This window comes from Agromyces sp. ISL-38 (assembly GCF_018613935.1).
GTDB lineage: Bacteria > Actinomycetota > Actinomycetes > Actinomycetales > Microbacteriaceae > Agromyces.
The window spans coordinates 130,329-145,310 of the sequence record NZ_JAGGPF010000001.1 but is presented as its reverse complement, the minus strand read 5'-3'; the positions used below and the strand labels follow the sequence as shown (position 1 = coordinate 145,310).

Here is a 14,982-nt window from a genome sequence, read left to right as displayed (position 1 = left end):
TGACCCCTGCGGCGGATTCATCATAGCGTTCCGTTTACTGGTCAGACCAGTAAACCCGCCCCACCCACATTGGAGCCGTGCAGTGTCCCCCACCACTCGAACTCTCGCCGCCACGGCCGCCGTGGGCGGCCTCCTCGCCCTCACCGCCTGCACCGCCGGCGCGACCGCCTCATCTCCGAGCGGCGACGCCCACGACGCATCCGTCACCATCGGACTCACGGGCGAACCCGTGAACTTCGACCTGACGACGACCGCTGGATCCGCGATCCCGCAAGTGCTCATGAACAACGTCTACGAGGGCCTCGTCGCGCTCGATCAAGACGGCGAGCTCCAGCCGAAGCTCGCCGAGTCTTGGACCGTGAGCGACGACGGCACGACCTACGACTTCGTGCTCGAGGAGGGCGTGACCTTCGCGAACGGTGAGGAGTTCACCGCCGACGACGTGAAGTTCTCGCTCGAGCGCATCGCGACCGACTGGGCGATCAACCAGGGCAAGATGGCCCTCCTCGACCACGTCGAGGTCGTCTCGCCCACCGAGGCGAGGGTCGTGCTGTCGAAGCCGAGCAACATCTGGCTCTACGACATGGCCGGCACTGTGGGCCTGATGTTCGACGCGAGCGGCATCGGCGATCTCGCCAACACTCCTGTCGGCACCGGGCCGTACACCGTGACGGAGCGCGTCACCGGCGACCACATCAGCCTCGCCGCTCGCGAGGACTACTGGGGCGAGGCGCCCGCGATCACCGACGTCGACCTGCGCTACTTCGCCGACGTCGTCGCGAGCACCAACGCGCTGCGTGCGGGCGACGTCGACATGCTCTACAACATGCAGGCGCCCGACCTGATCCCGCAGTTCGAGGCCGACGACGAACTCCAGGTGATCCAGGGCTCTTCGAACGGCGAGATCCTGCTCTCGATGAACAACAAGGTCGCTCCCTTCGACGACGTGCGCGTGCGCCAGGCGATCGCCTACGCACTCGACCGTCAGGCGATCATGGATGCCGCGTGGGCCGGCTACGGCGAGAGCATCGGCGCCATGGTGCCGCCGACCGATCCGTACTACGAAGACCTGAACGACCTCTACCCCTACGACCCCGAGAAGGCCCAGGACCTGCTCGCGGAGGCCGGCGTCGAGGACCTCGAAATCACCTTCGACGTGCCGACCCGTCCGTACGCGACGGCCGTCTCCGAGGTCGTCGTCTCGCAGCTCGCCGAGGTGGGCGTCACCGCGACGATCGCGAGCGACGAGTTCCCGGCAGTGTGGCTCGACAAGGTGTTCACGAAGCACGACTACCAGATGTCGGTCATCCTGGCCGTCGAAGCCCGCGACCTCCTCGCCACCTTCAACAACCCCGACTACTACATCGGCTACGACAACAGCGAGATCGCGCCGATCGTCGCGGCCGCCGATGCGGGCTCGGAAGAGGAGTGGGTCGACGGCATGAAGGAGGTCGCCGAGATCACCGCAACGGATGTCGCGTCGCTGCCGTTGTTCCTGTTCCCGAACATCGTGGTCGCCGACGCGCAGCTCGACGGGATCGCGGGAAACGCCGTGACCGAGTCGCTCGTGCTCTCGGGACTTCGCTGGGACTGACCGCCCGGCCGCGCCCGCCCGGCGCTCGACCGCGCCCGGCCGGGCGCGGCATCCGCTCCACTCGATCCTGAAAGGGGGTGACCGTGGCCGTTCGACTGCTGAAGCTCCTCGGAAGCTTCGTCGCCACGGTGCTCGTCTCCACCGTCGTGGTCTTCCTGCTCCTGCGCGTCTTGCCCGGAGACCCGGCCACGGTCGCCCTCGGTATCGAGGCGACGCCTGAACAGCTCGCCGCCTGGCGCGAGCAGCACGGCATGAACACGCCGCTCGTCGTGCAGTACCTCGAATGGCTCGGCGGGCTCCTCCGCGGCGACTTCGGAGTGTCGTACGTGACCGGGCAGAACATCAGCCCCGTGATCACCGACCGGCTGCAGGTCACGCTCATCCTCGTCGGGCTCGCCATGGTGCTCGCGATCGCGGTGGCCGTGCCGCTCGGCACGATCGCCGCGATTCGTCACCAGCGGCCGTCGGGAGCGGTCATCTCGGCCGTCTCGCAGTTCGGCGTGGCCGTTCCGAGCTTCCTCGTCGGCATGCTCCTCATCGTGTTCTTCGCGATCGAGCTGGACTGGCTCCCGTCGGGCGGCTGGGTGCCGCCGTCGGAGCCCGGCGAGTTCCTCCAGCACGTGACGCTCCCCGTCATCGCGCTGGGCACGGTGCAGGCGTCGATCCTCACGCGCTACGTGCGCTCGGCCGTGCTCGAGATCCAGCGTGAGGACTTCCTGCGCACGGCGCGCTCGAAAGGGCTCACCGCGAACCTCGCGCTCGTGCGCCACGGCTTGCGGAACGCGGGCATCCCGGTGCTCACCGTCGTGGGCCTGCAGATGGCGGGACTCCTCGTGGGCGCGGTCGTCGTCGAGCGCGTGTTCACGATTCCCGGGCTCGGCAGCTATCTCGTCGACTCCGTCGGAAACCGCGACCTGCTCGCCGTGCAAGCCGTCGTCGTGGTGCTCGTCGTCGCGATCGTGCTGATCAACTTCCTCGTCGACCTCGCCTTCACCCTGCTCGACCCGAGACTCCGGAGGGCCGCATGAGCATCCTCACCACTCCGTCGGGGCAGGCATCCGCGTCCGCCCCAGCCGACGCCGCCGTTCCTGAACCTGACGCGATGCGGGAGCGGAGCACGAAGCCCGGCGGCAGCGCGCGTCGGCGCCGCCGTGGCCCGAACGCACAGCTCGTCGTGGGCGGCGGTCTCATCGCCCTCATCGCGCTCGCGGCGCTCGTCTCCCTCGTCTGGACGCCGTACGACCCCACCCACGCGGTGGCGGCCGACCGTCTGCTGTCGCCGAGCCTCGCGCACCCGATGGGCACCGACCGCTACGGGCGTGACGTGCTCTCGGGCATCATGGCGGGCGCCCAGATCACGCTCCTCGTCGGCACCGTCTCGGTGCTCATCGGCGCGGCGATCGGTGTTCCGTTCGGAATCCTCGCCGGCATGCGGCCGAAGCGGCTCGGCGTGCTCATCATGGGCGGCAGCGACGTGGTGATGGCCTTCCCGGGCCTCCTCCTCGCCATCGTGTTCGGCGCCGTGTTCGGCGGCGGCACGCTGAGCGCGATGATCGCGCTGGGCATCGGCTCGGCGCCCGCCTTCGCGCGCGTCGCCCGCTCGGGAACGCTCCAGGTGATGTCGATGGACTACATCTTCGCCGCACGGGCGGCCAACCGCTCGGGCCTTGCGATCGCACTCCGACACGTGGTGCCGAACATCGGCGGCATGGTCATCGTGCAGTGCTCGGTGAACTTCGCGATCGCCGTGCTCGCCGAAGCGGGGCTCTCCTTCCTCGGCCTCGGCACCCTGCCGCCGACCCCGTCGTGGGGCCGCATGCTGCTCGACGCGCAGCAGTTCCTCGCCACGAGCGCGTACCTCGCCATCTTCCCGGGCGTGGCCATCGCCCTCGCAGTGCTCGGGTTCAACCTCCTCGGCGACGGGCTCCGCGACCGCTTCGACCCCAAGATGAGGAACCGATGACCTCCACTGCGCACCCCTTGGCGAGCAGCGTCCCCGTCGCCGACCACCCCGCACTCGAGGTGTCGGGCCTCACGGTCGCCACCGACGAGCACGAGCTCGTCTCGAACCTCGCCTTCCGCATCGAGCGCGGCGAGCGGGTCGGCCTGATCGGCGAATCGGGCTCGGGCAAGTCCCTGACCTCCCTCGCGGTCATGGGCCTCCTGCCCGACTCGCTCACCGCGACCGGCCGAGTCAACGTCGGCGGCGACGACCGCAACGTCATCGGGCTCGGCGAGGCGCAGGCCGCGAAGCTCCGCGGCGCGAACATGGCGATGGTCTTCCAGGAGCCGATGACCGCGCTCAACCCGCTCATGCGCGTCGGCCGGCAGATCGCCGAGTCCATGCTGATCCACGGCACGCAGCCGAACCGGGCGGCAGCCGAGCGGCGTGCGGTCGAGCTGATGACGGATGTCGGTCTGCCGACGCCGGCCGAGACGGCGCGCGCCTACCCGCACCAGCTCTCGGGCGGCCAGCGCCAGCGCGTCGTGCTCGCGATCGCCCTCGCCAACGACCCCGAGCTGCTCGTCTGCGACGAGCCGACGACCGCCCTCGACGTGACCGTGCAGAAGCAAGTGCTGAACCTCGTGCTGGAGACGGTGTCCCGCAGGTCGACCGGGCTCCTCTTCATCACGCACGACCTCGCGGTCGTCGGCGAGACGTGCGAGCGGGTGCTCGTCATGAACAAGGGCGTCGTGGTCGAGGAGGGCCCGATCGACCGGGTGTTCACGAGACCGCAGCATCCGTACACCCGAGGCCTGCTCGCGGCATCCGACCTCGATGCCACCGACGCCACGGGCCGCCTCTTCACGGTCGCGACCGCCGCCGACTACGTGCCGGGCCGATCGGTGACGCGCGTGGTTGCCCGGCCGGCCGCGCCGGAGGCACCCGCCGGGCACCCGAGCGATGCCGAACTCCCGCCGCTCCCATCGTCGACGGTCGTGCGCGCCGAGCAGCTCACCAAGCAGTACCGCCGCGACCGCACGTCGCTGCGCGCACCGGCGCCGACGGTCGACGCCCTGCGCGGGGTGTCGTTCGAGATCGAGGCGGGGCAGCGCTTCGGCATCGTCGGCGAGTCCGGGTCGGGCAAGTCGACGCTCCTCCGCATCCTCTCGGGCCTCGACCAGCCGACGTCGGGAACCATCGACGTCGTCGGGCGGCGCCTGAACGGCGCCCGTCATGCCGACCTCGCCGAGCTCCGCAAGAACCTGCAGATCGTCTTCCAGGACCCGATGGCGTCGCTCGACCCGCGGATGCGCATCGGCGAGATCATCGCCGAGCCGCTCATGAACGCCGCGAACCTGCAGGGCGGAGTCGCCGTCTCGCGCAAGGAGCGCGCCGCGCTCGTCGCCGAGATGGTGCACGCCGTCGGATTGCCGACGGACTCGGTCGAGCGGTTCCCGCACCAGTTCTCGGGCGGGCAGCGCCAGCGCATCTCGATCGCCCGTGCGCTCGTGTGCCGTCCCCGCATCCTCGTCGCCGACGAGCCCGTGAGCGCCCTCGACGTGTCGGTGCGCGCCCAGGTGCTGAACCTGCTCGCCGACCTCGTCGACGAGTACGAGCTCACGCTCGTCTTCGTCTCGCACGACCTCGGCGTCGTGCGTCACCTCTGCGACCGCGTCGCGGTCATGCAGCGGGGCGAGATCGTCGAGCAGGGGGAGACCCGTGCGATCTACGAGAACCCGTCCGACCCGTACACGCGCAGTCTCATCGAGGCGACGCCGACCATCCGACACAAGCAGGAGCAGGAATGACCGAGTCCGCCGCCGCGGCGACCTCCACCGCCGCCACGACCGCCACCACCGGCTCGGCCCTCGCCTCGCTCTCCGGAGCGGCCCTCGCGGCCGCCTACGCCTCGGGCGACCTCTCGCCCGTTGAGGTCGCCGGCGCGATCCTCGACGACATCGACGAGCGAAACCCGATCATCAACGCGTTCAGCGATCTCGACCCGGAGCAGGTGCTCGCCGACGCGCGCGCGAGCGAAGCGCGGTGGATGCGCGGCGAGCCGCTCGGCCGCCTCGACGGAATCCCGTGCACCGTCAAGGAGAACCTGTACCGTGCGGGCATCCCGGCCTATGCGGGGTCCGGCGCGAGCGTGCCGGTCATGCCGGCCAGGAACTCCCCGGTCGTCGACCGCATCCTCGAGGCGGGCGGCGTCATCATCGGTTCGACGACGATGCCCGACTGGGGGATGCTCTCCTCCGGAGTCTCGAGCGTGCACGGCATCACGCGCAGTCCGTTGGACTCGACGCTCACGGTCGGCGGATCGAGCTCAGGAGCCGGTGCGGCCGCCGCTGCGGGCTTCGGCACGTTCCACGTCGGCACCGACATCGGCGGGTCGGTGCGACTTCCCGCAACGTGGCTGGGCCTTGCGACCCTCAAGCCGAGCGACGGCCGGATCCCGATCGACAACCCCTACCTCGGTCGAGCGGCGGGCCCCATCGCGCAGTCCGTCGCCGACGTCGCGCTCGGCATGTCGGTGCTCTCGCGTCCCGATGCGCGCGACTACACGTCGCTGCCGCCCGAGGACCTCGACTGGGACGACCTCGATCTCGACGTGCGCGGCAGGCGCATCGCAGTGCATCTCGAGCCGGGCGCCGGCATGGACGTCGATCCCGAGGTGCCATCCGCCATCGAGCTGGCCGCGGCCGTGTTCTCCGACGCGGGCGCCGAGATCGTCGAACTCGCGCCGTTCATGAACGACCGGTTCCTCGACGAGCTCGACCTGTTCTGGCGCGTGCGCTTCTGGCGCACCTACGTCGACCTGAGCCCCGAGGCCAAGGCCCGCGTGCTCCCGTTCATCTCGACCTGGGTGCACGGAGGTGCGGATGTCTCGGGCCGCCGGACGCTCGAGGCCTACGACTCCATCGCCGAGATGCGCCGGGTCACGGTGGAGGCGACGCATCCGTTCGATGCCGTGCTCTCGCCGGTCTCTCCGGTCGCCGCGTTCCCGGCGGAATGGCCCATGCCGTGGGGAGACGACGATCAGCGGATGTCGCACATCGCCTTCACCGCGCCGTACAACATGACCGGCCAGCCCTCGTCGAGCGTCAACTGCGGTTTCACCGCCGACGGACGCACCATCGGGCTGCAGATCACGGGCCGGCGCTTCGCCGACCTCGAGACGCTGCGGTTCACCGCTTGGTACGAGCGTGCCCGGCCGGCGTCGGCCGTACCGGAGTTCCCGATGGCGATTCGTTCCGGTGGTTGAGTAGCCCGCGAAGCCGGCGTATCGAAACCACCGGGCTGCCGGGGTCACTCCGGCTCGTCGAGGAGCGAGGCTCGCGCCACCGCGATCACGAGTCCGATCTCCTCGAGGTGCACCGCAGGATACGGCGCGGAATCAAGCCCCGCGGCGCCCGCGGCCGCCGAGTCGGAACTCGTTGCGGAACATGAACAGCATCCGGATGCTGCGCAGTGGCGACATCCCGCCGGCGAGGTAGCGGAACATCTGCTCGGTGCGGAGGGCTGGTGTGACCACCCACGCGGCGCGCACCGGGACGTCACCGGCGTTCCACATCGCATGCGGCGTGCCCGGCGGCACGTCGAGCACGTCGCCAGGGCCCAGCGTGCGCATGTCGCCGGCGACCCGCACCGTGAGCCGACCCTCGAGCACCTCGAAATGCTCGGTCTGCCGCGGATGCCAGTGGGTCGGCGGCGGCTTCCCGCCCGGTGCCCAGGTCGACTCGAGCCGGAGGACATCGGTGGTGGACGAGGTGACGTGCAAGACCTGCGCCTCGCTCAACCTGATCTCACCGACGTTCATTGCCGCAGCATATTGCATCGCCACGCGGCGTGTCTCAGGACGGCGACCGGTGCACGCGGGCCGACCGGGGTGCTTTCGATACGGCTGCTTCGCGGCCTACTCAACCACCGGGCTTCGCGGCCGACTCAGCCACCGGCTCGTCGCCGACCGACGCTCGAGCCGCCGCGATCACGACTCCGATCTCCTCGAGGTGCACGGCCATCGCCCGTTCAGCCGCGTCGGGATCGCCGGACTCGATCGCCGCGAGGATCCGAGCGTGACCCCGGCGGGAGACATCCCGGCCGCGCGGTTCCAGGTGTGAATACGCGCGTTCGCTGATCGTCCAGCTCGCCGTGAGCCCGCTCAGCGAGGAGAGCAGGCGGTTGCCGGCCGTCTCGGCGACGGCCAGGTGGAACTCGATGTCGAGCGACATGGATGCCTCGACGTCGAGCTCGGTCGCTGAGGCGTCGAGGATCCTCCGCATCTCGGCGACGGTGTTCGGGGTCGCGCGATTCGCGGCGAGACGCGCGATCTGCGGCTCGACGACCGCGCGGAGCTCGGCCGACTCCGCGAAGTCGCGCTCCTCCTGCGAGAGATGCGCCACGAGTCGCGCCGATGACGACGGATCGTGCGTGACCCGCGTGCCGCTGCCCTGCTGGCTGTGCACGAGTCCGGCGCTCTGGAGCTGTTGCAGGGCCTCGCGCAGCGCCGCCCGCGAGACGCCGAGCTCTGCCGCGAGCGCGCGCTCGGCCGGCAGGCGCCCGCCGTTCGGGAACGCGCCGGTGACGATGAGCCGCTTCAGGTGCCGCGCCACGTCGTCGGCGACCGACGCACCATGCCTCGGCATGGGCCCGATCGGTTCGGTGGCTGCTGGCATCGAACTCATTCTCGAGGTGATGACGGAACTGGTGGATGCCGTGAAACGGCATCCACCAGTCTCCCACGTGGACGTTACGCGTTCACGGTCTCGAGCTGCACGGCGTCGACATTCTCGCTGGAGAACGCGGCCCGCATCTGGTCGTAGTCGAGCTGCTTCTCCCATCGCGACACGACGAAGGTGGCGACGCAGTTGCCGAGCAGGTTCACCGAGACGCGCATCGAGTCCATGATGCGGTCGGCTCCGAGGAGCAGGGCGACTCCCGCGACGGGGAAGAGGCCGAGCGCCGTGGCTGTCGCAGAAAGCGCCAGGAACGACGAACCGGGAACGCCCGCCATCCCCTTCGAGGTGAGGAGCAGGATGCCGAGGGCGCCGATCTGCTCGCCGATCGAGAGGTCGACCCCGAACGCCTGCGCGAGGAACAGCAGCGCGATCGACAGGTAGATGGCCGCGCCGTCGAGGTTGAACGAGTACCCGGTCGGCACGACGAGGCCCGTGATCGAGCGCGGGCATCCGGCTGCCGTGAGCTTGGCCATGATGCGCGGCAGCACCGCTTCGCTCGACGCGGTGCCGAGGGCGAGCGCGAACTCCGAGCGCGAGTACGTGATGAACTGCCAGAGCGGCACTCGCGCGAAGCCCCACGCGACGAGGAACAGCAGGCCGATGAAGATGATCGCGGCGCCGTAGCAGGCCGCGATCAGCACCGCGTAGGTACCGAGCGTCGCGATGCCGTACTGGCCGATGATGAACGCCATCGCACCGAACGCGCCGATGGGCGCAACCCTCATGATCCATCCCATGATCTTGAAGATGATCGTCATTCCCGAGTCGAGGAGGTCGACGACGGGCTTCAGCTTGTCCTTGCCGATCACCACGATCGCCGCGCCGACGAACACGGAGAAGAACAGCACCTGCAGCAGGATGTTGTTCGCGAATGCGCCGATCACGCTCTCGGGAATGACGTTGAGCAGGAACTCGGATGCGGTCGGCAGCGCGCCGCCGGCCGTCTTCGCCTCGAGGGCGGAGGCGTCGAGCGACGCGGGGTCGATGTCGAGCCCGGCACCAGGCTTGACGATGTTCGCGACGATCATGCCGAAGACGAGCGCGAACGTCGACGCGATCAGGAAGTAGGTGAGTGCCTTCACGCCGACCCTGCCGACCGACTTCACATCGCCGACGTGCGCGATTCCCGTGACGATGACGAGGAAGATGAGCGGCGCGATGATCATCTTGATGATCCTGATGAAGGCGTCACCCAGTGGCTTCAGCTGCGAGCCGAGGTCGGGGAAGAGCCATCCGATGCTCACACCGAGCACGATCGCCACGATGATCTGGAAGAACAGGGACTTGTAGATCGGTTGCTTCACACGGAGTTCGTGCTCGGGTGTCTCTTCGAACAGCCCGTCAGAGGTCTTCGCCATTGGTCGTTCCTTCGCGTCGGTCCGAGTGGACACGGAAAGTGGTCTGACCAATTAAGGCGTTGCGATGTTGCCCAGGCTTCGCCTCGGTGTTACGAAGGCGTAAAGCTTTCGGCTCCCTGACACGCGTTCGACGAGTCGGCGCCGCCGTTCCTGAAGACGTGCGCGAGCGCGTCGCGCACCGCGGCGACGCTGCTGCGTTCGAGGGCAGCGCTCCGGGCGATCGCGACGATGTCGCGTGTGGACCCGCCTGGGAGCGGGGCGACCGGAGTGTCCGTCGGATGCAGGATCATCATCAGTGGCGTCGCCAGCGTGATCCCGATGCCGGATTCGGCCATGGCGATCGACACCGCCGTGTCGGTCACCGTGTGGATGACGTGCGGTTCGATGTCGGCCGCCGCGCACGCCAAGCGGGTGGCCCTGCCGAACGACGAGCCGATGGGCGGGAGGATCCACTCGGCCTCGTTGGCGTAGGCGAGCAGCTGCCCAGGCGCATCGAGCAGCTCTCGAGCGGCCGGTGGAAGCACCATGTGGAACGGTTCCCGGCGCAGCAGCGTGCTGACGATGCCGCGTTGCGGGGGCACGGGAGCGTCGGAGTAGTTGAGCCCGAGTGCGATGTCTATCTCGTTGGCGAGGACTGCTTGCGGCATCCGCTCGACGTCGACCTCGAGCGCTCGCATGTCGACGTTCGGGGCAACCCGGCGCAACTGCTCGGTGACCGGGCGAATCGCCGAGACCGCCGCCGAACCGAACACCCCCAGGATCACGACCGTCTCGTGTGCCGTCTCGGGGCCGCTCAGTGCCGCCTCGGCTCGGTGCTCAGCGTCGAGCACCAGTCGAGCATGGTGGCGCAGGATCCGCCCGGTGTCCGTGAGGGTCAGCACGCGCCCAGATTTCACGAACAGCGGTCGAGCCAGCGTCGACTGCAACGCGCTCATCTGCTGGGAGATGGCTCCCGTCGTGTATCCGAGTCGTTCCGCCGCCGCCGTCATCGTTCCGAGCTCGGCCACGACCGAGAACGTGCGGAGCTGGTCGAGCGTCCAGTGCATATAGCAATGCTAAACGGTTGGTGAAAATCGCATCGATTGTTCTCAACGCGTCGCGAGCGCATGCTGGAACAAGGCTCGGCGAGAGGACGCCATGGAAACCGACCACCTCGAGAACGTCGTTCCCCTGGTCGAGCAGCCCGAGACGAAGCTGCCCTCCAGCGCGGAGATCGTCATCATCGGTGGCGGCATCATGGGCACGAGCATCGCCTTCCACCTCGCCGAAGCGGGCGTGCGGAACGTCGTCCTCCTCGAACGCAACACGCTCGGGTCGGGCTCATCGGCGAAGCCCCTGGGAGGAGTCCGCGCAACATTCTCCGACCCCGGCAACATCCGGCTCGGCCAGCGCAGCCTCGAGGCCTACGAACGCTTCGACGAGACATTCCGCACCGACATCGGTCTCCGACAGGTCGGCTATCTCTTCCTCTGCCGTGACGAGTCCGAGATGGCGTCCGTCGAGTCGAGCACCCGGGTCCAGAACGGCCTGGGGTGCTCCAGCCATATGGTCACGCCGGCCGAAGCGCGAGAGATCAACCCGTTCCTCGATCCGGAGGCGCTGCTCGGCGGCTCGTTCTCGCCGCGAGACGGATTCGCGCAGCCCTCACGCGTCGTCAAGGCCTACGCAGAGGCTGCCGCACAGCTCGGTGTCTCGATCTGCGAGCACACCGAGGTGCTCGACATCGACGCCGAGGGCGGCGCGGTGCGCGAGGTGCACACGAACCGCGGATCGATCACCACGAACTCGGTCGTTCTCGCCGCCGGCGCGTGGTCGACGAGGCTGGGTGAGATGGTCGGGGTGTACCTGCCCGTCGAGCCGGTGCGCCGCCAGATCGGCTTCACGCGGCAGCAAGCCAGACCGCTTCCCACGGTTCCGTTCACCCTCGATCTCTCGACCACCCTGTACTTCCACAACTACCGCAACGCGATGCTGCTGGGCATCTCCAACCAGGATCAGGAACCCGGCTTCGACCGCGAGTTCTCCTACCGGTGGAAGCCGTCGTTCGATCGGGCCGCGGAGATCATCGCTCCCGCCCTGGCCAACCTCCCGCTGGAGGCCGGCTGGGCAGGGCTCTACGAGAACACGCCAGACCACAACGCGATGATCGGCCGGTCCGACGATGTGCAGGGGGTGATCTATGCGACGGGGTTCTCGGGACACGGCTTCCTGCAGGGCCCGGCCGTGGGAGAGCTCGTCTGCGACCTCTACCTCGGACGCGACTCATTCATGGACGCCACCTCGTTCAGCGCCATCCGGTTCGAGGGCCTGCAGGCCCGTCTTGCCGAAGTCCACATCATCTAACCGGTGCAAGGAAGGGAGAACCACCGATGACCACCACCGAGCTGACACTGTCGGATCTGCGAGCAGACTTCGCACTCCGCCTGGCGACGCTGTACGGCAACGAAGTGCCCGCCTACAACACCCTCGTCGACGTGTCCAAGGAGGTCAACGAAGACTTCATCCGCAAGAACGGGGCCGATGCCGAGCGACTCGGCAGCATCGAGCGGGTCACCGCTGAGCGCCACGGCGCCATCCGCGTCGGCTCAGCCCGTGAGCTCGCACAGGTTGCCCGGGTGTTCGCCGGGTTCGGCATGCACCCGGTCGGGTTCTACGACCTCCGTGACGCATCCGCCAGTTCCGTTCCGGTCGTCTCGACCGCGTTCCGTCCGATCGATGCTGCCGAGTTGGCCAAGAACCCGTTCCGCGTGTTCACCTCGATGCTCGCGCACGACGACCGCCGGTTCTTCGACGAGGAGACACAGCAGCAGCTGGAGACGTTCCTCGACTCACGCACCCTCTTCGGCGAGGAGCTGCTCAGCCTCGCCGACAGGTCCGCTCGCGACGGTGGTCTGGAGGAGCCGGATGCGTCGCGGTTCCTCGATCTGGCAACCGCCGCGTTCGAACTCTCGCAAGAGCCCGTAGACCATGACTGGTACTTCAAGCTCGAGAAGATCTCCGCAGTGGCGGCGGACATCGGCGGCGTCCCCTCGACGCACATCAACCACCTCACGCCCCGGGTTCTGGACATCGATGACCTGTACGCGCGGATGGAAGCGCGCGGAATCACGATGATCGACGAGATCCAGGGCCCGCCCGACTGGGACGGCCCCGACGTGCTGTTGCGCCAGACCTCGTTCAAGGCCCTCGCCGAGGAGCGCCGGTTCCGCCACGCCGGGGGTGAGGTGCGCACGGGGTCCCTCCGCGTGCGATTCGGCGAGGTCGAGCAGCGGGGCATCGCCCTCACCGCGAAGGGCCGCGACCTCTACGACCGCCTGGTCGCCGAAGTCGACGCGCGTCGTGCCGGCGCCCCGGCAGGAACCACTCGGGTCGAGGTCGCCGAGGTCGTCTGGCGAGAGAGCCTGCCCGCCACGGAACACGAGCTCGCCCTGCAGGAACTCGCCTTCTTCACCTACCGTGTTGCGGATGCCCCTGCGCCGCAGACGCAGACGGAACCCGCGACATTGCGCGCGCTCGTCGAATCCGGCGCGCTCATCCCGGAACCGATCGTCTACGAGGACTTCCTGCCGCGTTCCGCTGCCGGCATCTTCCAGTCGAACCTCACCGACGACGGATCCCGCGACGACGACCAGGAGGGCACGTACTACGACATCGAGCGGCTCTCCGAGGTCATCGGAATCCGCATCAGCGACCCGACCGACCTCTATGCCGCCCAGCAGCGAGCCTCCCTCAGCGCTGCTGAGACCGCCCTCGGGCTGCGCATCTCCACCGACGCCTGACCAACCGGGTTCGCCCGGAACACAGAAAGCAGACATCCATGACGAACTTCCCCAGCACCGCCTCCATCACCGACGACGTGCGTCGCGCGCTCGAGGCGACCGGCGTCGACCTCGACGCCATCGGGGGCGACGCCGAAGTGCGCTCGCCCATCACCGGAGAGGTCATCTTCCACACTCGAACCCACGACGACGAGGAGATCGACGCCGCCATCGCCGGAGCGGCGGAGGCGTTCAAGACCTGGCGTGAGGTTCCGGCGCCGGTGCGCGGGGCGCTCGTGAAGCGCTGGGGGCAACTGCTCACCGAGCACAAGGAAGACCTCGCCACCCTCGTCACCGCCGAGGTCGGGAAGATCCGCTCCGAAGCGCTCGGCGAGGTGCAGGAGATGATCGACATCGCCGATCTGGCCGTCGGGCAGTCCCGCCAGCTCTTCGGCAAGACGATGCCCTCGGAGCGTCCGGGCCACCGACTCGCTGAGGCGTGGCATCCGCTCGGCGTCGTCGGCATCATCTCTGCTTTCAACTTCCCCGTCGCCGTGTACGCCTGGAACACCGCGCTCGCCCTCATCGCGGGCGACACCGTGGTCTGGAAGCCCGCTGACGCCGTGCGGCTCTCCGCCCTCGCCACCGATGCGCTCCTCGCGCAGGCGGTGCACGATGTCGGAGCCCCCGAGGGCCTCCACCATGTGTTGCTCACCGACCGCGTCGGCGGCCAGCGACTCGTCGAAGACGAGCGAGTCGCCCTCGTCTCGGCCACCGGATCGGTGCGGATGGGGCGCGAGATCGCGCCGCTCATCGCCAAGCGGTTCGGCCGGGCACTGCTCGAGCTCGGCGGGAACAACGGCGCCATCGTCGCGCCATCCGCCGATCTCGATCTCGCCCTGCGAGGCATCGTGTTCGCCGCCGCCGGCACTGCCGGCCAGCGCTGCACCTCACTGCGTCGCCTCATCGTGCACTCGTCGATCGCCGAGACGCTCACCTCGCGCATCGTCGACGCCTACAAGACCCTCAGCATCGGCAGCCCGACCGTTGAGGGCACCCTCGTAGGACCGCTGATCAACAAGGCCAGCTTCGAGGCGCAGCAGGAGGCCCTCTCACGGGCGGTCGCCGAGGGCGGAGAAGTGCTCTACGGCGGCACCCGCGTGCTCCACGACGAGCATCCCGATGCGTACTACGTGGAGCCCGCCGTGGTGCGCGTCCCCTCGCAGTCGGGCGTCGTGCAGGAGGAGACGTTCGCGCCCATCCTGTACGTGCTCACCTACGACACGCTGGACGAGGCCATCGATCTCCACAATGGAGTCCCGCAGGGCCTGTCGTCGGCGATCTTCACCAACGACCAGACCGAAGCCGAGCGGTTCCTCTCCGCCGGCGGCTCGGACTGCGGCATCGCCAACGTCAACATCGGAACCTCCGGAGCCGAGATCGGCGGCGCGTTCGGTGGCGAGAAGGAGACCGGTGGGGGCCGTGAGTCCGGCGCCGACTCGTGGAAGCAGTACATGCGCCAGGCCACCAACACGGTGAACTTCTCGGGCCAGCTGCCGCTCGCCCAGGGCGTGAAGTTCCTCTGACG

Annotated in this window: 12 protein-coding genes; 8 read left to right on the top strand and 4 right to left on the bottom strand. The window is 68.6% G+C overall.

Going from position 1 to position 14,982, the window contains the following annotated elements; all coding sequences use genetic code 11:
- Positions 1–82: 82 nt before the first annotated feature.
- From J7E25_RS00680 to J7E25_RS00660, 5 genes are all read left to right on the top strand, one after another.
- Positions 83–1,594, top strand: a complete 1,512-nt coding sequence (locus J7E25_RS00680; protein WP_214866991.1) for an ABC transporter substrate-binding protein — start codon at positions 83–85, stop codon at positions 1,592–1,594.
- An 83-nt stretch (positions 1,595–1,677) separates the two neighbouring features.
- The gene (locus J7E25_RS00675; RefSeq protein WP_214866989.1) at positions 1,678–2,622 is read left to right on the top strand and encodes an ABC transporter permease; all 945 of its coding nucleotides are present in this window, start codon (positions 1,678–1,680) and stop codon (positions 2,620–2,622) included.
- Positions 2,619–3,557 carry an ABC transporter permease gene (locus J7E25_RS00670; RefSeq protein ID WP_251006833.1) on the top strand — a complete coding sequence of 313 codons (939 nt, stop codon included), beginning with the start codon at positions 2,619–2,621 and terminating at the stop codon, positions 3,555–3,557. The genes J7E25_RS00675 and J7E25_RS00670 overlap by 4 nt, the downstream gene beginning before the upstream one ends.
- Positions 3,554–5,347: an ABC transporter ATP-binding protein gene (locus J7E25_RS00665; RefSeq protein ID WP_214866987.1), complete on the top strand. Its 1,794-nt coding sequence runs from the start codon at positions 3,554–3,556 to the stop codon at positions 5,345–5,347. Before J7E25_RS00670 ends, J7E25_RS00665 begins: the two co-directional genes overlap by 4 nt.
- On the top strand, positions 5,344–6,804 hold the full coding sequence (locus J7E25_RS00660) for an amidase (protein WP_214866986.1): 1,461 nt from the start codon (positions 5,344–5,346) through the stop codon (positions 6,802–6,804). Before J7E25_RS00665 ends, J7E25_RS00660 begins: the two co-directional genes overlap by 4 nt.
- Positions 6,805–6,936: 132 nt before the next feature.
- Here J7E25_RS00660 and J7E25_RS00655 read toward each other — a convergent pair whose 3' ends face one another.
- From J7E25_RS00655 to J7E25_RS00640, 4 genes are all read right to left on the bottom strand, one after another.
- Positions 6,937–7,359, bottom strand: a complete 423-nt coding sequence (locus J7E25_RS00655) for a cupin domain-containing protein (protein ID WP_214866984.1) — start codon at positions 7,357–7,359, stop codon at positions 6,937–6,939.
- A 100-nt stretch (positions 7,360–7,459) separates the two neighbouring features.
- On the bottom strand, positions 7,460–8,215 hold the full coding sequence (locus tag J7E25_RS00650) for a FadR/GntR family transcriptional regulator (RefSeq protein ID WP_214866982.1): 756 nt from the start codon (positions 8,213–8,215) through the stop codon (positions 7,460–7,462).
- Positions 8,216–8,289: 74 nt separating this feature from the next.
- Positions 8,290–9,636 (bottom strand): cation:dicarboxylate symporter family transporter, encoded by a 1,347-nt coding sequence (locus tag J7E25_RS00645; RefSeq protein WP_214866980.1) that lies wholly within the window; start codon positions 9,634–9,636, stop codon positions 8,290–8,292.
- 89 nt (positions 9,637–9,725) lie between these two features.
- Positions 9,726–10,682 (bottom strand): LysR family transcriptional regulator, encoded by a 957-nt coding sequence (locus J7E25_RS00640; protein ID WP_214866978.1) that lies wholly within the window; start codon positions 10,680–10,682, stop codon positions 9,726–9,728.
- A 91-nt stretch (positions 10,683–10,773) separates the two neighbouring features.
- Between J7E25_RS00640 and J7E25_RS00635 the strand changes: the two genes are divergently transcribed.
- From J7E25_RS00635 to J7E25_RS00625, 3 genes are read left to right on the top strand one after another with little or no spacing between them, the layout of a single operon-like run.
- Positions 10,774–11,979, top strand: a complete 1,206-nt coding sequence (locus tag J7E25_RS00635) for an FAD-binding oxidoreductase (protein WP_214866976.1) — start codon at positions 10,774–10,776, stop codon at positions 11,977–11,979.
- A 26-nt stretch (positions 11,980–12,005) separates the two neighbouring features.
- Positions 12,006–13,415 carry a VOC family protein gene (locus J7E25_RS00630; protein WP_214866974.1) on the top strand — a complete coding sequence of 470 codons (1,410 nt, stop codon included), beginning with the start codon at positions 12,006–12,008 and terminating at the stop codon, positions 13,413–13,415.
- A 38-nt stretch (positions 13,416–13,453) separates the two neighbouring features.
- Positions 13,454–14,980, top strand: a complete 1,527-nt coding sequence (locus J7E25_RS00625) for an aldehyde dehydrogenase family protein (RefSeq protein WP_214866972.1) — start codon at positions 13,454–13,456, stop codon at positions 14,978–14,980.
- Positions 14,981–14,982 lie beyond the last annotated feature (2 nt).